20 protein-coding genes and 2 other annotated features are annotated in these 22915 nt (G+C 36.5%); of the genes, 17 read left to right on the top strand and 3 right to left on the bottom strand.

Features of this window, described 5'->3' with window-relative positions; translation table 11 throughout:
* The 9 genes from K4422_RS02665 to celB all read left to right on the top strand — a co-directional run.
* A partial coding sequence (locus K4422_RS02665; protein ID WP_230708980.1) for an LPXTG cell wall anchor domain-containing protein occupies window positions 1–276 on the top strand: 276 nt, incomplete at its 5' end.
* Between the two features lie 501 nt (window positions 277–777).
* Window positions 778–2100, top strand: coding sequence for a CHAP domain-containing protein (locus K4422_RS02660; protein ID WP_206903802.1), 1323 nt, complete (start codon window positions 778–780; stop codon window positions 2098–2100).
* A 230-nt stretch (window positions 2101–2330) separates the two neighbouring features.
* Window positions 2331–3698, top strand: a complete 1368-nt coding sequence (locus K4422_RS02655) for a gluconokinase (RefSeq protein WP_230708977.1) — start codon at window positions 2331–2333, stop codon at window positions 3696–3698.
* A gap of 320 nt (window positions 3699–4018) precedes the next feature.
* Complete coding sequence (locus tag K4422_RS02650) at window positions 4019–5452, top strand: 6-phospho-beta-glucosidase (protein WP_230708975.1); 1434 nt, start codon at window positions 4019–4021, stop codon at window positions 5450–5452.
* Window positions 5453–5475: 23 nt separating this feature from the next.
* Window positions 5476–5790, top strand: coding sequence for a PTS cellobiose transporter subunit IIB (locus K4422_RS02645; protein WP_230708972.1), 315 nt, complete (start codon window positions 5476–5478; stop codon window positions 5788–5790).
* Between the two features lie 16 nt (window positions 5791–5806).
* Window positions 5807–7789, top strand: a complete 1983-nt coding sequence (locus K4422_RS02640) for a BglG family transcription antiterminator (RefSeq protein ID WP_230708968.1) — start codon at window positions 5807–5809, stop codon at window positions 7787–7789.
* Window positions 7790–7808: 19 nt separating this feature from the next.
* Window positions 7809–8162, top strand: a complete 354-nt coding sequence (locus tag K4422_RS02635; RefSeq protein WP_396139427.1) for a PTS cellobiose transporter subunit IIA — start codon at window positions 7809–7811, stop codon at window positions 8160–8162.
* 14 nt (window positions 8163–8176) lie between these two features.
* Window positions 8177–8680 (top strand): hypothetical protein, encoded by a 504-nt coding sequence (locus K4422_RS02630; RefSeq protein ID WP_230708965.1) that lies wholly within the window; start codon window positions 8177–8179, stop codon window positions 8678–8680.
* 14 nt (window positions 8681–8694) lie between these two features.
* A complete protein-coding gene (gene celB / locus K4422_RS02625) occupies window positions 8695–10035 on the top strand; it encodes a PTS cellobiose transporter subunit IIC (protein ID WP_230708963.1) in 1341 nt (446 codons plus the stop codon).
* 164 nt (window positions 10036–10199) lie between these two features.
* On the opposite strand, the gene K4422_RS02620 is transcribed toward celB, so the two are convergent.
* Window positions 10200–11309, bottom strand: coding sequence for an ABC transporter ATP-binding protein (locus K4422_RS02620; protein ID WP_206903804.1), 1110 nt, complete (start codon window positions 11307–11309; stop codon window positions 10200–10202).
* Between the two features lie 273 nt (window positions 11310–11582).
* Window positions 11583–11825: a binding site (T-box leader), on the top strand.
* A gap of 36 nt (window positions 11826–11861) precedes the next feature.
* Window positions 11862–12099 (top strand) — a binding site (T-box leader).
* A 132-nt stretch (window positions 12100–12231) separates the two neighbouring features.
* Here K4422_RS02620 and K4422_RS02615 point away from each other — a divergent pair.
* The 4 genes from K4422_RS02615 (at window position 12232) to K4422_RS02600 (ending at window position 16145) form a co-directional block, all read left to right on the top strand.
* Window positions 12232–13302: a methionine ABC transporter ATP-binding protein gene (locus K4422_RS02615; RefSeq protein WP_206903805.1), complete on the top strand. Its 1071-nt coding sequence runs from the start codon at window positions 12232–12234 to the stop codon at window positions 13300–13302.
* A gap of 1 nt (window position 13303) precedes the next feature.
* On the top strand, window positions 13304–13984 hold the full coding sequence (locus tag K4422_RS02610; protein ID WP_230708961.1) for a methionine ABC transporter permease: 681 nt from the start codon (window positions 13304–13306) through the stop codon (window positions 13982–13984).
* A gap of 28 nt (window positions 13985–14012) precedes the next feature.
* Window positions 14013–14855 (top strand): MetQ/NlpA family ABC transporter substrate-binding protein, encoded by an 843-nt coding sequence (locus K4422_RS02605; protein WP_230708958.1) that lies wholly within the window; start codon window positions 14013–14015, stop codon window positions 14853–14855.
* An 84-nt stretch (window positions 14856–14939) separates the two neighbouring features.
* Window positions 14940–16145: a M20 family metallopeptidase gene (locus tag K4422_RS02600; protein ID WP_230708955.1), complete on the top strand. Its 1206-nt coding sequence runs from the start codon at window positions 14940–14942 to the stop codon at window positions 16143–16145.
* Window positions 16146–16203: 58 nt separating this feature from the next.
* On the opposite strand, the gene K4422_RS02595 is transcribed toward K4422_RS02600, so the two are convergent.
* A complete protein-coding gene (locus K4422_RS02595) occupies window positions 16204–17073 on the bottom strand; it encodes a helix-turn-helix domain-containing protein (RefSeq protein ID WP_230708953.1) in 870 nt (289 codons plus the stop codon).
* Between the two features lie 55 nt (window positions 17074–17128).
* The gene (locus tag K4422_RS02590) at window positions 17129–17830 is read right to left on the bottom strand and encodes an MgtC/SapB family protein (protein WP_230708951.1); all 702 of its coding nucleotides are present in this window, start codon (window positions 17828–17830) and stop codon (window positions 17129–17131) included.
* 394 nt (window positions 17831–18224) lie between these two features.
* Between K4422_RS02590 and ptcA the strand changes: the two genes are divergently transcribed.
* The 4 genes from ptcA (at window position 18225) to arcC (ending at window position 22833) form a co-directional block, all read left to right on the top strand.
* Complete coding sequence (gene ptcA / locus K4422_RS02585; protein ID WP_230708947.1) at window positions 18225–19259, top strand: putrescine carbamoyltransferase; 1035 nt, start codon at window positions 18225–18227, stop codon at window positions 19257–19259.
* A 109-nt stretch (window positions 19260–19368) separates the two neighbouring features.
* On the top strand, window positions 19369–20757 hold the full coding sequence (locus K4422_RS02580) for an APC family permease (protein WP_230708945.1): 1389 nt from the start codon (window positions 19369–19371) through the stop codon (window positions 20755–20757).
* Window positions 20744–21844, top strand: a complete 1101-nt coding sequence (aguA, locus tag K4422_RS02575; protein ID WP_206903813.1) for an agmatine deiminase — start codon at window positions 20744–20746, stop codon at window positions 21842–21844. Before K4422_RS02580 ends, aguA begins: the two co-directional genes overlap by 14 nt.
* A 2-nt stretch (window positions 21845–21846) precedes the next feature.
* Window positions 21847–22833, top strand: a complete 987-nt coding sequence (gene arcC, locus K4422_RS02570; protein ID WP_230708943.1) for a carbamate kinase — start codon at window positions 21847–21849, stop codon at window positions 22831–22833.
* The last annotated feature ends 82 nt before the right edge of the window (window positions 22834–22915 follow it).

Raw genomic sequence — 22915 nt, 5'->3', positions numbered from 1 at the left:
AGTGAGCCAAGTGAGCCAAGTGAGCCAAGTGAGCCAAGTGAGCCAAGTGAGCCAAGTGAGCCAAGTGAGCCAAGTGAGCCAAGTGAGCCAAGTGACCCAAGTGAACCAAGTAAACCAAAGCAGCAAGGTAACGTTGAGAAAGATGAAAGTTCAATTTTAGAAACGAAAAAGCAAAAACTATTACCTAAGATGGGTGAAAAAGAAAATGTTTGGCTAGTTATTTTGGGTGGAATTTTGTCATTATCTGCGCCAATCTTTTGGAAATTTCGTAAATAAATAGAATGATTTAAGTGCTAGCCGTTAAGTTGAAAGCTGTTAAAGTTAAATATTATGAAGTATTTTAGGTCATGCAAATCGTAATCTTCCCCTTATTATATTGTGATAAAAAAGACGCTAGGAAAAAAGTCCACTCAACTTTTCTCCTAGCGTCTTTATAGTGTTCATTTCAGATTAAAAATTATTTTACAAAGAAAAAAATTTTTTGGCTTTCAATTGAAAAAAGGTTGGATAATTGAATGGTTTTCATCTTTTCTTGATTAAAAAGAACAAGAAATAATAAAAAGTATAGTTATTAATCACTATAAATAATGGAATAGTGCTTTTTTGACAATTGTAAAAAAAACATTGTGTTTTGAAATGTTTTTGTAACATAGCTATTATTTGTTTGACATATCACTGTGTTAAACTGCTCTTAGCGTTAAAAGAGAAGAGAAATTTTTAACCTGTAATTATTATTTATTAAATAAGAAAATAAGACGCCATTCGGAGGAATTTTACGTGAAGAAGAGTTTGTTATCAGCATTATTAGTTTGCTCATTAACACTTGCAGCCGTACCAAGTAATGTAGCCTTTGCAGATACTATTGATGAGAAAATTGAAGCACAGGATCAAAAAATTAACAGCTTACAAGGTCAACAGGCTGATGTTTCCAATCAAATTAGTTCATTAGAAGCTGAAATTGCCGCAGTTGCTGAAAAAGTCAGCGACTTAGAAAATAAACAAGCTAAATTAAATGAAGACACAATGAAATTGCAAGATAAAATCGCTACATTAAAAGTGCGAATTGCTAAACGCGAAGAAGCAATCAAAAAACAAGCTCGCGATGTTCAAGTGAACGGTCAAAGCACAAACTTTATCGATGCAGTTGTTGAGTCTGACTCTCTATCAGATGCTATTGGTCGCGTTCAAGCGATGACAACAATTGTTAAGGCCAACAACGACTTGGTTGCCCAACAAAAACGTGACAAACAAGCAGTTGAAACAAAAGTTAAAGAAAATGAAGAAAAAGTTAACGCACTAGCTGCTAACCAAAAAGAGTTAGAAACACAAAAAAATGCGATTGCCAATAAGCAAGCCGAATTAAATGTCTTAAAAGCTAACTTAGCTGCTGAAGAAGCAACTGCTAAAAGCGACAAAGATAAATTAAATAAACAAAAAGCTCAAGCAGAAGCAGAAGCAGCTCGTATCCGCAAAGAACAAGAAGCAAAAGCTGCAGCTGCTGCAAAAGAAGCAGCTCGTCAAGAAAAATTAGCAGCACAAGCACAACAAGAAACTACTACTCCTGCTAATAATGAATCTGGTTCAACTGCAGGATCAACTGAAACAAATAAACCTGCGCAAGATAACCAAACAGGTAATACTGGTAATAATAACAATAATAATAATTCAAATGATAACGATACAAACAATGATAATAACGACTCTGGTAATAATAACTGGGGTGGTTCAGGTAATGGAATCGATCATTCTGGCTCAGGTAATATGTATGCACAAGGACAATGTACTTGGTATGTAAAACAAGTTGCTCCTTGGGTAGGTACTTACTGGGGTAATGGTGCACAATGGGGTGGTTCAGCAGCTGCTGATGGTTACCGCGTTGATGGAACACCAGCTGCTGGAGCAGTTGTAGTATTTGCTGGTGGCCAAAGTGTTGGTAGTTGGAATGCTGATCCAGTTTATGGTCATGTAGCTTACGTTGAATCATACAATGCAGCCAACAACACAATTACAATTTCACAAGGTGGTATGGGCTTCTCATCACCAACTGGTCCAAACATCGAAACATTAAGCGCATCTGGCTTAACTTATATTCACCGTTAATGTAATGAATCTTCAAGACGTCGATAATATTTCGACGTCTTTTTTTGTTCTGTAAAGGAAGTATAAACTTTCCACACGAAAAAAATTGATTTGACTGCAATAAAATCGTTATGACTAAAAGTTAGGAGGTATAGTTCGCATTTTTAACGTCACTTTATTTTAGAGAGAAACACTCTTATGCTAGAATAAGAAGAATAACATGAAGTGAGCTAAAATAGAGGTGGATAAATTTGGCTGTATTTTTAGGAATCGATATTGGAACCACAGCAATTAAGCTAGGGGTAATTTATGAGCAACAACTATTGTTTGAAACGAGTGTGAAATTAACGACTTATGAAGATAAAGCAGCAAGATACCAACGTGCCTCAGAAATTATCGCTTTGTTAGAAAAAGGAATTTTTCTAATTCCGAAAGATCTACGAAAAAAAATTTCAATAATGAGTTTTAGTACGGCAATGCACAGTTTACGGCCGGCTAATAGTCAAAGGGTCTTTTTGTGGTCAGACTTACAGGCAGGAGAAACGATTGCGGAATTTTCTAAAACAAAATTAGCGAAAGATTTTTATCAACTAACAGGCACACCGATTCATGCAATGTCGCCTTTTGCAAAACTGCTTTATTTTAAAGAAACTAATAAATATCAAGAAGTGACGCAATGGTCGGGGTTAAAAGAACTGGTCTTGGAATACTTTACTGGGGAATTTATCATTGATCGCGCTTGTGCTTCAGCTACAGGATATTATGATTTGGAAAAGAAAACGTGGAGTACAGAAATTCTATCTTATCTGGCAATTAAGCCAAATCAATTAGCTGAAATTGTCGACACGACGAAAACACTGGCTATGAAGACAGATAAAATTAAACACTTTGGTTTTGCACCAAGGATAAAAGTTGCAGTTGGTGCTAGCGATGGCACGCTGGCGGCTTATGCCAGTTTTTATCGCACGAAAAGAACAGCCAGTTTAACAATTGGAACGAGTGCAGCAGTCCGACAAATTGTTACCACTGCGCAATTAGAACCAAATAAACAAAATTTTTGTTACTATTTGAATGAAAAATACTTTGTAATTGGTGCACCTTCTAATAACGGTGCGTCATTATTGGAGTGGTCAGCTGCGCAATTAGCAAAAGATTCCTCTTCATTTTTTACCCAATTACCAGAGCTACTAGAAAAAACGACGATCGGTGCGAAGGGATTACGCTTTTTGCCTTATCTAAATGGTGAAAGAGCACCACTTTGGGATGAAACAGTAAGGGGCGGGTTTTATAACTTAACTCTACAACATACACGTGAAGATTTATTACGCAGTGTCATTGAAGGGATGCTATTAAATATTAGGCGTTTAGTAAAATTGGTAGCACCAAAGCAAGTGTTATCAGTAAGCGGTGGCTTTTTTAAAACGACGGAACTTGCGCAGTTGGCTAGTACAATTTTGGGTGCCAAGTGTATTTATGCGCCAGAAAACGAGCCCATTTTTGGCTTGTACTATTTGTATTTCGAGCCAGAAATACCCGCACAAAGAGCAGAATACCAGTTTGTACCAAATCCAAAAGAACAAGTGATTTATGAAAAACTTGCGAAAGATTATTTTCGCTAGTGAAAAGACCATCGTAGTTAAAGTTCATCTTTAACCACGATGGTCTTTTGGTTTGTCAAAAGTTTTGTAATGTACAAATGGGTAAATAAATAAATTTATTACCTAATAATTTGATATTATGATTAGATAACGTCAAACTTATTATTCGTTGTTTTTTTATGAAATCATACGAAAATAGACTAATTTGATATTTTTACAAAATGCCGTTTTAAAAAGGATAATGGAATTTTTTTCCGGAGTACTAAGGAAATATTCCGTTTGTTTGGAAAGCGTTTCCAAAATATACTATGTATGTAAATAACAAATAAGGAGGAGAATAAATGACAACTAATTTTCCAAAAGATTTTCTCTGGGGTGGGGCAGTTGCAGCTCACCAATTAGAAGGTGCGTGGCAAGCTGGTGGTAAAGGTGTCAGTGTTGCTGACGTTATGACTGTCGGTTCACCAACCCATTATCGCGCCATTACAGATGGTGTCTTACCCAATGAGTATTATCCAAATCATGAGGGAATAGATTTTTATCATCGTTATAAAGAAGATATTGCTCTTTTTGCAGAAATGGGTTTTAAATGCTTTCGAACATCAATTGCGTGGACGCGGATTTTTCCTAACGGAGACGAGACTGAGCCTAACGAAGCGGGTTTGAAATTTTATGATGACTTATTTGATGAATGTTTGAAGCATAATATTGAACCGGTTGTAACGTTGTCTCATTTCGAATTGCCGTATCATTTGGTAACAGAGTATGGTGGCTTTCGTAATCGTAAGTTAATTGACTTTTTCCTCCGCTTTGCTGAAGTTTGCTTTAAACGATACCAAAACAAAGTGAAATATTGGATGACTTTTAATGAAATCAATAATCAAGCAAACTTCCATGAAGATTTTGCTCCATTTACAAACTCTGGTATTTTTTATCAAGAAGGAGAAGATAGAGAAGCCATTATGTATCAGGCTGCTCATTATGAGCTTGTTGCTAGTGCTAAGGCAGTAAAAATTGGGAAAGCTATTAATCCAGATTTTCAAATTGGCTGTATGATTGCTTTTGCGCCATTATATGCGGTAAATGACAAGCCTGAAAATGCGTTGATGTCAATAAAATCAATGGAGAAACGTTATTACTTTTGTGATGTCCATGTTCACGGTTTTTATCCAAATCACATCTTGAAGTATTGGGAACGTAAAGGAATTAAAATTGATTTTACACGTGAAGATGAAAAAGCTTTGAAAGAAGGCACGGTTGATTATATTGGTTTTAGTTATTATATGTCGCATGCAGTTGTTCATCATGAAGAAAATGTTCACTACGATTATGATGAGACAAAAGATTTAGTACGTAATGAATTTGTTAAAGCCTCTGATTGGGGCTGGCAAATCGATCCGGTTGGGTTACGTTATTCGTTAAACTGGTTCACAGACATGTATCACGTGCCATTATTCATTGTCGAAAATGGGTTTGGTGCTTACGACAAAAAAGAAGCAGATGGCAGTGTCCATGATGAGTACCGCATTGATTATTTAAAAGCACATATTGAACAAATGAAGTTAGCCGTAATTGAAGATGGGGTTCACTTGATGGGATATACCCCTTGGGGCTGTATTGATTTAGTTTCGGCTGGAACCGGAGAAATGGAAAAACGTTATGGTTTTATCTACGTTGATAAAGATAATAAAGGAAACGGGACTTTAGCAAGAAGTAAAAAAGATTCATTTTATTGGTATCAAGAAGTAATTCAAACAAATGGTGAAAAAATTTAGAAAATTTTGAGGAGTGTATGGATATGAAAAAAGCTTTAATAATTTGTGCTGCGGGGATGTCATCTTCAATGATGGCTGCAAAAACAACGGAATATTTTAAAAACAAAGGAGAAGAAATTGTTGTCGATGCTGTCTCTGCGACAGAAGGGGACAAAATGATTAAAACCAGTGATTTTGATTTATTTTTAATTTCGCCACAAACAACTATGTTTTTAGATAAATTCAAAAAATTAGGGTCAGAAGTTGGGAAGCCTGTTGTTAGTATCCCATTTCAAGCTTACGTGCCAATTCCAACTGGTATTCAAAAACTAAGTGAAGTTATTGAAGAAAATATTTAGAAAATGAGGGAAGATAATGAGACCAAAGGAAAGAGAATTGCTCTTGCACTTAATCCAGTATCAAGGTGATTTTGTCACTAGCCAACATTTGGCCTCTGAGTTGTCATTGTCTGACCGTACCGTCCGCACATATATCACGCGTCTAAAAGAACTTATTGCAGAAAATGGGGGTGTGATCACTGCTAAACAAGGTTATGGTTATTGTTTGACTATTGTAAATAAATTGAATTTCGATCTTTTTTTAGCAAAACAAGGCATTACCTTAAATAGTGAAGAAAAAGCACCCTTGATTTCTGATATTACAGATCGGGAAAATTATATTCTAAATAAGTTGCTACTAGAAGAGGCAACTATAAATTTAGATGACTTGGCTGAAGAATTATTTATTAGTCGTTCTTCTTTGAGCAAAGATATGCAAGAAATCAAAGAGAAACTAAAACCGTATACGTTAACACTTGCTTCAAAGCATGGCGTGGGTCTTTTTGTTAAAGGGGATGAACGGAGTAAACGCCATTTCATTTTAGATACTTTTTTTGGGAAAAATTATACCAATTCGCTTAAAAAGTATCTAGGTAATAGCCCGCTTTTTCAAGATATTAGTTTTGAAGAATTGACGATTATCATTTTGGATGAAATTAGAGAGGAAAAGTTAAAAATATCTGACATTATTATTCAAAATTTAGTTCTGCATCTTGCCTTAAGTATTAAGCGTTTAAAAGAAGGTTTTGAAATCAAGGAACTCGGAATAGCAGCTGACATTTCTGAAAAGATAGAGTATGAAGTTGCTAGAAAAATAGTCAGTCGGATCGAGGTGTTTTCTAAAATCGCTTTTCCCTCAGAAGAGATATCTTATCTTGCCTTACACTTAATGGCAAAATCAAATCATCCGGTTGTAGAAGAAAATCAAGAACTAACGGGAGCGCTAACTCAGGCTATAGCACTATTAAGTAACAGCCTAGGTTATTCTCTAAACGAAGATTATCAGTTGAAAAGTGGTCTATTGGATCATTTAAAGCCAATGCTAGTTCGGCTTGAAAGAAAAATTTCTTTAGATAATCCATTGACAAGTGAAATAAAAAGTAATTATCCCCAGGCCTTTGAGCTAACCAAAAACTATTTAGGTCAGATGCCAGTTTTAAAAGATTATCAAATTACCGATGATGAATGGGCGTATTTAACTTTACATGTAATGGCAGCGATGGAAAAAGCTAAAGACATGCAAAAAGTCCATGCTTTGATTATTTGTGCTACGGGTTATGGCAGCGCACAATTGTTAAAAAATCGTGTTGTTAACGAATTTGATAACCATATTACAATTACCAATGTTCAGGGGTATTACGAAATTAATGAGACTAGTTTAAATGATGCAGATTTAATCATTTCTTCGATTGATCTTTCGGCTATGGTTTTTCCCATTCCAGTTATTCATGTTAGTGTTTTTCTAAATGATGAGGATGTTGCAAGAATTCGGAAAACGATTCATAAAATTAGTACCAAAAATCGACAAATGATAAATCTTAAATTAAATGACGGAAAAGATCAGCGTAAACAAAATATGCTCACAGAACAGATGGGGGAAAAGTATTTTAAACTTTACGACATTGTGCCAACCAAGGAGCAGGTCTTACAAGAATTGGCAGAATTATTGCGTGTTAATGAAGCTGAAAATTATCCTAAAGAATTGTTAGAACAGATTAATCATCGTGAACAAATGGGACAGATTATTTTTAGTGAAAGCATTGTTGTCCCACATCCAGCACTACCGGTGGGAATTTCTACCAAAATTGCTGTGGCGCTGATTCCAAGGGGAATGAGCTGGGATGAAGAAAAAAAAATTCACTTTGTCTTTTTGATTTCGCCTTCTTATATTGAAAATAAAGGAATCACCGTTATGACTAAAGCGATTGTCAAATTAGTAGATTGCTTACCGTTTCAAGAAAAAATGTTAGCAGAACCAACTTTTACCAATTTTAGTCAACTATTTTTGCAATTAATGTAAGAAAGGGAGGAGGAAAATTATGACACCAGCCAATGAAAATGTGATGAGTAGTGAAGAAATTCAAGTAGCAGCTTTTGAAATTATTTTAAATAGTGGAAATGCTCGTACTACTATTCATAAAGCCTTTGCTGCCATGAGGAAAAATGATTTTAGTAATGCAGAACAGCTTTTAAATGAGGCGAATGAAGAAATTTTACAAGCACATAAATCACAAACCGCGTTATTAAAAGATTATGCAGGTGGCAAAAAAATTGAAATGGAGATCATTATGGTTCATGCACAAGATCACTTGATGACTACGATGACGCTACTAGAAGTTGCCCAAGAAATGAAATATCTTTATGAGCAAAATGCACAAAATCAAAAAAATTAAAAGGAGGTAAAATCATGAAAGATGCCGATAAAAAAGCCCTCGATTTAGATCGTAAAAAGCTAAGTCTTAAAACAATGTATTTTAATCGTTATCTTTTCGTTCGGTATCTGAGCGCGGGCTTTTTCTTTATTAATTTATACTGGTTGATTGCACTGTTTTTAGTTCAGGGAAAAACGATCTTTATTCCAGCTCTTTTAATTCTTGGTATTTTACCAGCTGTCTTTGAACAAGCAAAGTTGTACAGTACCCCAAAAAATGTAACACCGCGCACAACAGGTTATTACTGGTTGCAGTTAATCGTCAATGTTGGATTGTTACTCGCCACTTTTACGCCATTATTTCATACATTATTTCCTTTTATGAAGCAAGGAATAAATGGCCGTGCTTTTATCGTGGCAGCTCTTTTAATTGGTTGTTTCTTATGTTTATGGATTCAACATCGTTTACGTGATATCAGTAGTAATCATGACAAGCACTATCAACGGATTAAACAATATGAAAAAACGTTATACCTATGAAAGGGGAGTAAGATATGTTTAATTTTTTACAAAAATATTTAATGGGACCGATGGGGAAAGTCGCCCAAATGAAAATTGTTCGTGCGGTTATGGCAGCCGGGATGGCTTCCATTCCATTTACTATTGTTGGTTCAATGTTTTTGGTTTTAAATGTGTTACCGGTAGCATTTTCTGGATTAGAGGGAATATTTGAAGCTAGTTTTTTCAAGATCAGTGATTTATATATGGTAGCAAATACTATGACAATGGGTATTTTAGCTATTTATTTTGCAATCGTTTTCGCTTATGAATTGACATCCATTGAACGAGATGAACAAGGCTTAAATGTTAACCCATTAACGGGTGCACTTTTGGCAGTTTTTGCATTCTTTATGTGTATCCCTGAAATTGTCTGGGAAGGAGGTAAAATGACGTTAGTTAACTCAATTACCGATACTGAAAAAGTAGTAAATGGGATTCGTATGGGGTCTTTTGCTGATCGTCTGGGGACGTCTGGTATTTTTACTGGTATTATCATGTCCGTTATTGCAGTTGAATTATATTGCTTGTGTGTAAAACGTAATTTAGTAATTAAAATGCCAGATGTTGTGCCACCAGGTGTTTCACGTTCTTTTACCGCTTTAATCCCAACTTTTGTAATCGCTTTTGTTGTAATGATTATTAACGGCGTTTTGATTGCCCTTGGTACAGATATTTTTAAAGTCATCTACATTCCATTTAGTTTTGTGACGAATTTAACCAATACATGGCTAGGAATCATGGTGATTTACTTCTTAATCCATGCACTATGGATTGTCGGAATTCATGGAGCAAATATTATTACTTCTTTTCTAACTCCAATTGTACTAGCCAATATGGCTGCCAATGCGGCGGGAGCAAATTATCCACTAGCTGGTGAATTTAATAACTCTTATGTAACTGTTGGTGGTTCTGGTGCAACGTTAGGATTGATTATTTTTATTGCTTTCATGGCAAAATCAGATCAATTAAAGGTTTTAGGAAAAGCTTCGCTTGTGCCGGGCATTTTTAATATCAATGAACCAATTATTTTTGGTATGCCAATTGTTTACAATCCATTTTTGGCTTTACCATTTTTCTTAGCACCAATGGCTTCAGCATCTTTAGCCTATTTTGCTATTAAATTTGAAATTGTTAAACCAATGCTAGCGCAAATGCCTTGGCCATCTCCAGTAGGAATTGGTGCATTCATTGGTTCTGGTGGTGATTGGAAAGCAGCTGTTTTAGCTGTATTGTGTGCAATACTAGCTTTTGCAATCTGGTTTCCATTCATCAAATTCTATGACAATAAATTGTTGAAAGAAGAACAAGAAAAAGCCGAAGAATTAGCAGCGTAATTAAATAAGTGAACCGTCTCTTTTTAAGAGACGGTTTTTTTTAAGCCAATTATTTATAAAAACATAATTGTGAATAATTGGCTATTTATGTAAACGACAAAACAAAAAACGCTCGCATTTGCGAACGTTTTTTGCCTTTATGGGAAAATAAGAAATGAACAAGATTAAGGTAATTTAATAACATTTTCGCTATCTTTATCAAAGAAATGAGCTTTATTGATATTGAAAGCAAGGTCAATGAATTCACCTGGTTTATGGAAGTCACGGGCATCAACTTTTGATACAAATTCAGTTTCGCCAGTTTTTGTATACAACATGGATTCTGCTCCAAGTAATTCTGAAACAACGACTTCAGCGTTAACTGTTGCTTCTGGTGAAGCGTCAATTGCGACTTGTTCAGAGTGAATATCTTCCGGACGAATACCAAAGATAACTTCTTTTCCTTCGTAACCTTTTTCAACTAAAATTTTATTTTTTCCTTCTGGAATACGTAATTTTAAGCCATATCCATCTGTGATTACTCCGTTATTTAATGTAACGTTGAAGAAGTTCATAGCAGGAGAGCCAATGAAGCCTGCAACAAAGACATTTACCGGTGTATCGTATACTTGTTGCGGTGTGCCGATTTGTTGGATAAAACCATCTTTCATGATAACAATTCGGTCAGCCATTGTCATAGCTTCAGTTTGGTCATGGGTTACGTAAATTGTAGTTGTGTTTAAGCGTTGGTGTAATTTCGCAATTTCAGCACGCATGGCAACACGTAATTTTGCATCTAAGTTTGACAAAGGTTCATCCATTAAGAAGACTTTTGCATCACGAACGATTGCACGACCTAGCGCAACCCGTTGACGTTGTCCACCAGATAAAGCGGCAGGTTTACGGTCTAAATATTCTGTTAAGCCTAAAATTTCAGCCGCATTTTCAACCCGTGTTTTAATATCTGCTTTGTCATATTTACGTAATTTCAAACCAAAAGCCATGTTATCAAATACTGTCATATGTGGGTATAATGCGTAGTTTTGGAATACCATGGCGATGTCGCGATCTTTTGGTGCAACGTCATTCATGACTTTTTCGCCAATTGAAAGTTCGCCTTCTGTAATATCTTCAAGGCCAGCAATCATTCGTAAAGTTGTTGATTTACCACAACCTGAAGGACCAACGAAAACGATAAATTCACGATCTGCGATATTCAAATTAAAATCTGTAACGGAATAGTTTTCCGCATTGTCGTATTTTTTATAGACATGATTTAATGCCATTTGTACCATAATGATTACCTCTTTTTCTTTTTATTGTTTTGCTATGAACTTAGTATATATGTAACCGTTTTTATTTGTTAGGTCAGAATGCACAAAATCAGTCATTTTTTTTGTGCACTTTTTTGAAAATGGTTTCATTTTTTGTAGCAGCAAAATTTTTTTGTTTATTAAAACTTGAATTGACCGACTTTTCAGCGCATATACAGACAATGAGCGAAAAAAAATATTTTTTTTGTTGACAAAAAAATTTGACTAGCGTAAACTTCATTTCAACAAATAAATAAACTTTCGTTGATGAGGAAAGTAAGTTTGGCGGACATTTTAGAGAGACACTGGTTGGTGGAAAGTGTTATGGACAAAATACTGAAAATGGCCTTGGAGAAAAAGTATGTCGATAAGTAGGCAGCTTCGGAATGTTTCACCGTTAAAAGAAACACCAATACTTTACGGGATATTTGGTAAACGTTGGATAGAGGAAAGCATAGCTTTCAAACAAAGGTGGTAACACGATTATTCGTCCTTTTATAGATTATTTTCTATAAAAGGGCTTTTTTTTATATATAAATTACGATGACCAGGTAAGTAGACAGTGAATTTTTTTAACAGAGAGCTTCGGTAGCTGAGAAGAAGTAAAAATGAAGTTGTTGAAAATGGCCTGATAGTAAATTATTTTCGAGCTAAGAAGTAAGAAGATAACGGGGGCGCCCGCTACAGCGCTAGAGTATGCTAGTACTTGAAGAGGAATTTAGCGTGAGCTAAATTCAAAATGAGGTGGTAACACGCAAAAAGCGTCCTCAAGCAAAGAAAATTTCTTTGTTTGAGGATGCTTTTTTTGTATCAATGATTTTTTGAAAGGATGAAGATAATGGGGCAAAAACGAATGTGATGCTTTTGAAAAGACGGCATAAGACGGATTTTTAGGAGGAGAAACATGATTGATTTAAAAAATATTTCGGTGACATTTACCCAAGATAAAGATAAGGTGATCAATGCTGTTACCGATGTAGATTTGCATATCCAAAAAGGAGATGTATATGGAATTGTCGGGTATTCAGGAGCCGGTAAAAGTACATTAGTGCGTGTGATTAATTTATTGCAACGACCAACAAGGGGTACGGTGACGATTAATAATACAGAATTAACTGCCTTAAAGGATAAAAAACTACGAGAAAAACGCAAAGAAATTGGGATGATTTTCCAACATTTCAATTTGATGAATAGTCGAACGATTTTTGAAAACGTGGCATTCTCCCTTAAATACACAGGAAAATCCAAACAGGAGCGTCAACAAAAAGTCGATGAACTATTAGCGTTGGTGGGTATAAAAGATAAAGCAAATAGTTATCCCGCACAATTATCCGGTGGTCAAAAACAGCGCGTGGCGATTGCGCGTGCTTTAGCGAATAATCCGAGTATTTTATTATGTGATGAAGCGACGAGTGCACTTGATCCTAAAACAACATCACAGATTTTAGCCCTTTTAAAAGATCTAAATAAGAAATTGGGCTTAACAATTATCATAATTACACATGAGATGCAGGTGGTAAAAGAAATTTGTAATAAAGTCGCTGTCATGGAAGCTGGCAAAATTATTGAAAAAGGTAGCAGTATTCAAGTTTTTAGCCAACCAAAGCAAGCATTAACCCGCGATTTTATTCGGACAGCAACCCATATTGATCAAGCCCTCGAGACTATTTTAACAAGCGAAAAATTTAGTCGCTTAGCAGAAAATGAATGGTTAGTGGAATTGGCGTATGTAGGCGATCAGACCAATGAACCTTTGATTGCACAGCTATATAGCCGCTATCAAGTTGTGACCAATATTTTATATGGCAACGTTGAAATTATTCAAGATGTGCCACTAGGAAGTTTAGTTGTGACGTTGGCAGGAGAAGAAAATCAGCGACGCCAAGCCTTAAAACATTTACAAAAACTTGGCGTTTATACGAATGTTTTAAAATACTCGAAAGAAAGCGCCAAAGTTGTGAGTGGAGGTTTTTAGAATGCAGGCATTATTAGAAAAATATTTCCCCAATGTACTTGCAATACCAGACGAATTTATTGAAGCAAGCAAACAAACATTGTACATGTCATTTTGGACCGCATTGTTTGGAGGCGTTTTGGGGATTTTATTAGGTGTTGTGTTAGTTGTAAGTCGTCCTGGTGGAATTTTACAAAATCGGCCATTATACAATGTTCTAGATAAATTAATTAATATTGTACGCTCGATTCCTTTTATTATTATGCTGTCGCTTTTAGCTTTAGTTACTCGCTTTATCGTGGGGACAACTATTGGGGAAAAAGCCGCTTTAGTACCTTTAGTGGTGGGGGTAGTGCCATTTTTTGCTCGTCAAATTGAAAATGCTCTGTTAGAAGTTGATTCAGGAGTAGTGGAGGCAGCGCAAGCAATGGGAACAAGTCCGGTGGGCATTATTTTTAGGGTGTATTTATTAGAAGGTTTGCCAGGAATCATCCGTGTTAGTGCACTAACCATTATTAACGTTATTGGCTTAACCACAATGGCAGGAGCTGTCGGAGCTGGCGGCTTAGGAAATCTAGCTATTTCTAGGGGCTATAATCGTTTTCAAACCGACGTGACGATTGTTGCAACACTGTTGATATTAATTTTAGTCTTTATCAGTCAATTTATTAGCAATCAAATTATTAAAAAAATTAGTCATTAGAATACGAAATTATTTGGAGGAATAAAAAATGAAAAAATTAGTCAAATTAGGCTTTGTCGCAGTCGCGTTGTTGTTAGTTGCCACAGGATGTTCAAAAGGAAATGCTAAAACAAAGGATGATACAAAAGAAACGACGGTCAAATTAGGGGTTATCGGTTCAGATACAGATGTTTGGGATAATGTAAAAGAACGTCTCAAAAAAGACGGCATTAATTTAGAATACGTAAAATTTACGGACTACAATCAGCCTAATGCAGCGTTAGCGGATAAATCCATTGATTTGAATGCTTTTCAACATCAATTTTTCTTAGATAATTACAACAAAGAACATGGGACCAATCTTGTGTCAATTGGGAATACTGTTAATGCACCATTAGGAATTTATTCAGACAAACTAAAAGATGTGAAAGAATTAAAAGACGGTGCTAAGGTTGCGATTCCAAATGATGTGACAAATGGCGGACGGGCATTACTGCTTTTACAAACAGCCGGCTTAATTAAAGTAGATCCAGCTAAAAAGCAAACGCCCACAGTTTCTGACATTACAGAAAACAAAAAAGATTTGAAAATCACTGAATTAGATGCTGCGCAAACAGCGCGGGCTTTATCAGATGTTGCGATTTCTGTTATTAACAGTGGTGTTGCAGTTGATGCAGGATTTACACCTACTAAAGATGCAATCTTTTTAGAACCGGTGGATGATAACGCACGACCTTATGTCAATATTATCGTTGCACGTAAAGAAGATGAAAATAATAAAATTTATCAAAAAATTGTAACAGCCTACCAAACAAATGAAACAAAAAAAGTGATTGAAGAAACGTCAAAAGGTTCAAGTGTACCAGCGTGGGAAACTTTTGGTCGTAAGTGATTAAGTAGCATTTCAATAATAGAAAAGAAAACTGCACGTTAAAACGATTCGGTTATATTTATAAAAAATTGAGGAGTGAACAGTATGCCAACAACAACAAGAAAACAACACATTGAAGAATTTATTGCAACGAATTTACCAACTTATCAAGAACTTGCGTTAGATATTCATCAGCATCCCGAAGTCAGTAATTATGAATTTTATTCTTCAGATGCATTAATTCGACAATTGGAAAAAGAAGGATTTTCTGTCAAAAAAGATGTCGCCGGACACCGAACAGGATTTGACGCCCGCTTTACTACAGGCAAACCTGGCCCCGTGATTGCTTTTTTAGCCGAATTTGATGCATTAGCTGGAATTGGTCATGCTTGCGGACACAATCTTTTTGGAACCTATTCTGTTTTAGCTGCGAGTGCATTGAAAGATTTGATTGCAGATTTTGGTGGCGAAATTCGCGTTTATGGTACACCTGGTGAAGAAGGAGGCGAAAATGGTTCAGCAAAGGGAAGTTTTGTACGAGATGGTTTCTTTGCTGATGTTGATGCAGCCTTGTGTGTTCACCCAGCTTACCATTATGGCAAAACGACAGCTTCTTTAGCCAATGATCCTGTCGACATTAAATTTTATGGGCGTGCCTCCCATGCCGCCGGAGCACCAGAAAAAGGGATTAGTGCCTTAGAAGCATTATTACAAGTTTTCAATGGAATCAATGGTTTACGTTTGTATTTGCCAAAAGATGTAAACATTCATGGCATTATTACTGATGGTGGACTAGCAGCCAATGTAATTCCTGAATATGCGGCAGGCCGCTTTTATCTGCGGGCTAAAAATCGGAGTACTTTAAATGAAGTATATCAAAAGGTAGAAAATGTGGTAAAAGCCGCTGCATTAGCAACTGGAGCGCGCTATGAATTTGGTCTTTTCCAAAATTCAGTCGACGATGTGATTGTAACTCCAAGTTTTGACGAATTGTTTTTCAACCATTTAGCCCAATTGAATATTCCAACTGAGGAAATAGAAACAGAAATACGCACAAGTTTAGGCTCTTCTGATGTCGGAAATGTTAGTCAAGTTGTTCCAACAATTCAACCGACAGTTTCTATTTCAGATGATTATATCGCCGGTCACTCTGAAGAATTTAAAGCAGCGGCTAAAAGTGAAAAGGGATTGGCATCTATTGCTATTGCAGCACAACTTCTAGCTCAAACAGCCTTAGATTTATTTGAACAGCCCGAATTATTGGCTAAAATTAAGGGCGATCATAAGGCAAGCTTGGCAAAGGGAAACTAATTTTTTCTAAATGCGTCAAAAAAATCGCGCCCAAAACAACTGGGCACGATTTTTTTATTTATAATTCAGAAAAACAGGTGATTAGTAGATGACAAAACATCAGGTCATCCATTTTTTTTAAGTCTAAACCAGTTGCCTCTTGAAATTTATCAATCCGATAGCTAATGGTATTACGATGTAAGAATAACGTCTTAGCAGCTGAACTAACATTTCCTTGTGCCTGCCACAAGGCTTCCAAAATGGAAACCATCTCTGAGTCACTAAACCAGCGGTCATGTAAGTTTTTAAACAACGTAATTTCCCCCATGGTATCTCCAATCAGGTACATAATCGCTGAATTTGAAAGTGTAAAATTTTGTTGACTATTGTTCCGATGAGATTGTTGCAAAAAGATTTGGCGTTCGGTTTGAAAATCTATAGCCAATGCTTGGCTGATCTTGTGGAAGCTTCCGACAAAGACTTGACTGTAACAGTTGAAGTCGCTATCCAGCGCTTGGAAAATACCAAACAATTCATCGGTTGAAAAATTTCCAACGTCTTTATTTTCGACTAAAATAAAAGTGTCAAAACTAAGCCAAAAACTATCAGAAACAGTTTGGATTATTTCACTTGCTGCATGCTGCCAAGCGGCTTTTTCAAAAGATTTGCCGCTTTTTACTTTTATTTGCAAAATGCGTACGTATCCTGTGTGACTAGGAATTTCCCCTTTAAATAAGATGCGGTAAAAACGGTGGCTGATGACATCTTTTGGTTCACTAATAGTAGGTAAAAATAGCTGCAGCAATTTACGTTCATTTTCATTTAATTGACTGGCAATGAGTAAGGCATATCCTTCTTCAAGGGGGATACAATAAAATTTTGGATCATCTAGGGCAATGTTACTAAAACGCGCATCGGGGTAGATTTGTTGGATTTTATCAAAGGTCATAATAGACTCCTTTAGTAGTTGGTACAAATTTTATCGGGAATACATAAAAAGCAATTTATTTGGCTAAAGCGCGAACTGCTATAATATTTTCATTTTGTGCTAAGCCATCGATAATTTCTGCCGATCTATCTGCACTAATAAAAGCAATGGCATAATTTTTTCTGAAAATTTTGATTTCGTCTTGGGTATCCACATAGTAATCGGTCGTAATAGCTTTTATCCCGCGACTTTTGAAAAATTCATGAATAAAAGGTTCAGCTTCATCTGGATGAATATATTTAATTTGAAAATTTTTGTTTGTTGGGACATGGACGATTTTTTTTAGCAATACCAAAACTGCAATGACCGCGATAAAACTAAGTAAGGCAATAGCATAATACCCCATGCCGATGGCAAGACCTAATCCTGCAGTCGCCCAAAGCGAGGCAGCAGTAGTTAACCCGCGAATGGAATGGTGGGTAACAACAATTGTCCCAGCTCCTAAAAACCCAATACCACTAACCACTTGCGCGATTAAACGCGCCTGGTCCGCCCGGATTACAGTTGCGATTTGCGGATTATTTTTAGCAAAGATAACGGCTTGGGCGGCAATTTCTTGCTGCATCATGGCAATGATACACGCCCCGATTCCAACTAAAATATGGGTCCGCATTCCCGCTGGCCGATTTTTTTGTTCGCGATCAAAACCAATAATGCCACTGGTTAAAATCACTAAAGCAAGACGACATAAAATTTCCCCCACACTAACACGAAACATGAGCTCTCCTCCTTTACAATAATGAGCAACTGCCAAAAGCAGTCTTTACAAGCTGAAATGAAAGGAATAAATGACAATAGCATTTTTTGGCTAAAACCTGCAGCAGCTTCTCTTCCACTATAATCTTCTGGCAAAAATTCCGCAAATAAAATTCTGACCTTAGCAAAAAAAGAGTTTTTAGATAATTGAAAGTTTATACAAAAGCCTTTTGAATCTTATTATTTAATTGCTTGTAACATGTTACGGGAAATGTAACATGTTTTCTTTATCACAAGTTGCATTCTAAAACTTTGAAGACCCTTTCTAAAATCTTGGTGTCACGCTATGCTGAGTATGTCAAAAGCATTACTCGAGTAAAGACAACTATATTAATTATCTAAAGGAGCGTTATACCATGCAAAAAAGAGATTTTATCGACACAAATGATTTTACTAAAGCAGAAATTGAATATTTAATCGCATTAGCCTTAAAAATTAAAGATAGTATCAAACATGGGCATTATCCTTTGCTACTTAAAAATAAAACATTGGGGATGATTTTTGAACAATCTTCTACCCGTACGCGTGTATCTTTTGAAACTGCAATGACACAACTGGGGGGACATGCGCAATACTTAGCCCCTGGTCAAATTCAATTAGGTGGACACGAAAGTCTAGCTGATACAGCTCGAGTATTATCTCGCTTAGTAGATATTTTAATGGCACGAGTAGAACGTCATGAATCTGTTGTTGCACTTGCCAAAGATGCGACAATTCCAGTTATTAATGGAATGAGTGATTATAACCACCCAACACAAGAATTAGGCGACATTATTACCATGACAGAACATCTACCAGCTGGTAAAAAATTATCTGACTGTAAAATTGTTTTTGTTGGCGATGCAACGCAAGTTTGTGTTTCAACAATGTTTATGGCTACAAAAATGGGAATGGACTTTGTTCAATTTGGGCCTAAAGGGTTCCAAATTAAAGAAGAAACGTTGGCGATTGGCAAATCCAATGCCCAAAAATCTGGTGGTAGCGTCTTAATCACAGAAGATGCTGATAAAGCGTTAAAAGATGCTGATTTTGTTTACACCGATGTTTGGTATGGCTTGTATGAAGCAGAATTATCAGAAGAAGAGCGGATGAATGTTTTCTATCCTAAATATCAAGTCAATGATGAATTAATGGCTAAAGCTGCACCAGATGCTAAATTTTTACATTGCTTGCCTGCCACACGTGGTGAAGAGGTTACGGATGAAGTATTAGATGGCAGTCAATCGGTTGTTTTAGATGAAGCCGAAAATCGTTTGACAGCAATGCGGGCACTATTGGTTTATTTCTTAAATCCTTATTTGGATTATGCCGATGATGCATTGGCTGCTAAATTTGATGGCGAATTGCAATACATGTTGCAACCAAAACGTCAATTAGAACGTAAAGACTAGCAAGTTTTCTGAAATTTGAAAAGCTGTGACAAACTTGACGTACTTTCATATAAACTGCGTCAAGTTTGCAGCAGTTTTTCATCTTTGGCTCATTGAAAGGAGCACGATTATGAAGGAAAAGAAAAAGTTTCGTCTTTTTGATGCGGTCTTAATGGCCGTAGTTGTTATTCTGGTAGTAGAGTCTGCCGCGCCGGCCGCTGCAATCGGTTCTTCGCAATTTTTCTGGTGGGGCTTATTGTTAATTTTATTTTTCCTACCCTATGGTTTAATCTCCGCAGAACTTGGTACCACTTATGATGACGAAGGCGGCATTTACGATTGGGTAAAAAAAGCCTATGGTCGTCGTTGGGGAGCTCGAGTAGCTTGGTTTTATTGGATTAATTTTCCAATTTGGATGGCAAGTCTTGCAGTTTTGTTCCAAGAAGTTTTAAGCCAAATTTTTCAGCTACAGTTAAGCACACCGGTTTTAATTTTAATTCAGTTGATTTTCATTTGGTTTGTAACGATTGTCAGCTGCTATCCTGTTAGTGATAGTAAATGGATTTTAAATTTAGCGGCTTTTGCTAAAGTGGCAATTATGGTTTGTTTGGGAATCTTAGGGATTTACCATGCCATGACGAAAGGGATGGCAAATGATTTTTCTGGTGCGGCTTTGTTACCAAAATTTGATATTCAAAATTTAAGCTTTTTATCCGTGATTTTATTTAACTTCTTGGGTTTTGAAGTAGTAACTACTTTAGCAAGTGATATGGATAATCCTAAAAAGCAAATTCCCCAAGCAATTATTTATGGCGGAATTCTAATTGCCTTTTTCTATTTGTTTGCCGCTTTTGGAATGGGGGCAGCTGTACCAGCAGATCAACTTTCCGCTTCCGGGGGATTAATTGATAGTTTTATTTTATTAGTTGGCGGATTAAATCCATTTGTAGTGATTATTGGCATCTTATTTATGTACACGCTTGCTGCTAATCTTATTTCATGGGCATTAGGGGTAAACTATGTTGCTTTATATGCGGCTAAAAATCAAGATATGCCAGCCATTTTTGCAAAAGAAAATCCTAAAAATGATATGCCAGTGGGAGCTTCAGTTGTCAATGGCGTCATTGCTTCGATTTTGGTTGTTGCCGCACCGTTTATTCCAAACGAAAATATTTTTTGGGCCTTCTTTTCATTAAATGTCGTAGCCTTATTACTTTCTTATATTATGATGTTTCCAGCCTTTTTAAAATTACGAAAAATTGATCCCGATGCTGTTCGTCCTTTTAAAGTCCCTGGACCAAACTGGTTAATGAAAATTATGACCTTTGTCCCAATGATTTTATTAATTATTACGTTAATTTTTTCTATCGTTCCCCTAGATGGTAGTGCCTCGGAAATGAATGCTAAAATACCTGTTTTAATCGGTACGATTTTGGCTTTTGTTATTGGGGAAATTGTAATCCGATATTCAGCAAAAGAAAAACATGGAAAAGGAGTCATTACAGATGAAAACAATTGATAGCTCACCACGTCAAGATGGATTTAAAATGCCTGGAGAATTTGCACCACATGAAGGAGTTTACATGTTATGGCCACAACGTCCGGATAACTGGCGTGATGGTGGCAAGCCTGCCCAACAGGCTTTTGTCGAAGTAGCCAAAGCAATTGCGGAATTTGAAGTTGTAACCATGGGAGTAAATTTTGATCAGTACAATAATGCACGGCATATGTTACCTGACAATATTCGCGTAGTAGAAATTGCAAGTGATGATTCTTGGGTAAGAGATTGCGGACCAACTTTTGTAACCAACGGCAAAGGCGAGACCCGTGGAGTAGATTGGACGTTTAACGCATGGGGTGGTTTAGTAGATGGACTGTATTTTCCATGGGATAAAGATGATCAAGTCGCTCAAAAAATTTGTGAGAATGAATGGAAAGATCGCTATCGATTAAATGATTTCGTTTTAGAAGGTGGTTCAATCCATGTGGATGGTGAAGGTACGTTAATTACGACAGAAGAATGCTTGTTATCAGAAGGACGCAATCCACAATTGTCTAAAGAACAGATTGAGAATATTTTAAAAGAATATTTGAATATTGAAAAAGTGATTTGGTTGAAACGTGGTATTTATTTAGATGAAACAAATGGCCATGTTGATAATATTGCCAATTTTGTGGCACCTGGTGAAATTGCTTTGGCCTGGACAGATGATAAGAATGATCCACAATATGAAATTTCAAAAGAATGCTTGGATATTTTAGAAAATGAAACAGATGCCAAAGGACGTAAAATCAATGTGACAAAATTATATGTTCCAAAACCAATTTTAATTAATGAAGAAGAAAGTGGCGGTGTTGACGCGGTAGATGGCACTCTGCCACGACAAGTGGGCGATCGTCTAGCAGCTAGTTATGTGAATTACTATACGGCAAATGGCGGCATTATTTATCCGTTATTTGGAGATGCAATGGATGAAAAGGCCAAAGAAACTTTACAAGCATTATATCCAGATCGTAAAATCGTTGGTGTTTACGCCCGTGAAATCTTATTAGGTGGTGGGAATATCCACTGTATTACGCAACAAATTCCTAAAGGGGAGGCATAATAATGACAAAAACAGTTGTCGTCGCTTTAGGAGGCAATGCTATTTTAACTGACGATCCAACTGCAACTGGACAACAAAAAGCATTGGCAAAAACTGCAACTGCTTTGATTAGTTTAGTTGCAGCTGGCTACAAAGTAGTGATTTCTCATGGCAATGGTCCACAAGTAGGGAATTTATTATTACAGCAAAAAGCAGCCGCTTCCCCGGAAAATCCAGAAATGCCATTGGATACGAGTGTTGCCATGACACAAGGCAGCATTGGGTATTGGTTAACACAAGCTTTGGATAATGAATTAAAAAAAAGAGGACTAGAAAAGCCCGTTGCAGCGCTTTTAACGCAAGTTATCGTAGCAGCGGAGGATCCGGGATTTGTTAATCCTACTAAACCAGTAGGCCCATTTTTGACAGCCGAAAAAGCACAAGCTGAAATGAAAATCAGCGACGCCGTATACAAAGAAGATGCCGGTCGCGGGTGGCGTAAAGTTGTTGCTTCACCTAAACCGATTGGAATCGTTGAAGCTGAAACGATTAAAGCTTTGGTTGCAACGGATACTTTAGTTGTAGCAGGTGGTGGTGGCGGTATTCCCGTCATTACAACAGCTGCGGGACTAGTTGGTGTAGAAGCAGTCATTGATAAAGATTTTGCCTCTGAAAAAATCGCCGAAATCGTTGCCGCCGATGAGCTAATCATTTTAACTGGTGTACCTAATGTTGCGGTTCACTTTAATACACCGGCGCAAAAAAATCTCGCTACAGTGGATATTGAAACTTTAGAAACGTATAAAAAAGCTGGCGAGTTTGCTCCAGGGAGTATGTTGCCAAAAGTGGAAGCCGCCTTAGCCTTTGTCAAAGCACAACCAAATGCCAGAGCCGTGATTACCTCTTTAGATAATTTAGATGCGTTATTAAATGAAGATGCTGGTACGATTATTTATGGCAATCAAAATTTAGAACAAAAAAGTCATTTAAAAGATTTCATCACCAATTAAACCAAAGAAAAAAGTCGAGCCAAAAGGGTCGGCTTTTTCTGACAAAAAATAAAAATCAGATTGTAGCTGTGGTATATTTAAA

The sequence above is a fragment of the Enterococcus sp. SMC-9 genome (assembly GCF_021011285.1).
GTDB classification, from domain to species: Bacteria; Bacillota; Bacilli; order Lactobacillales; family Enterococcaceae; genus Enterococcus_C; species Enterococcus_C montenegrensis.
This window is presented reverse-complemented; position numbering and strand designations above follow the sequence as displayed.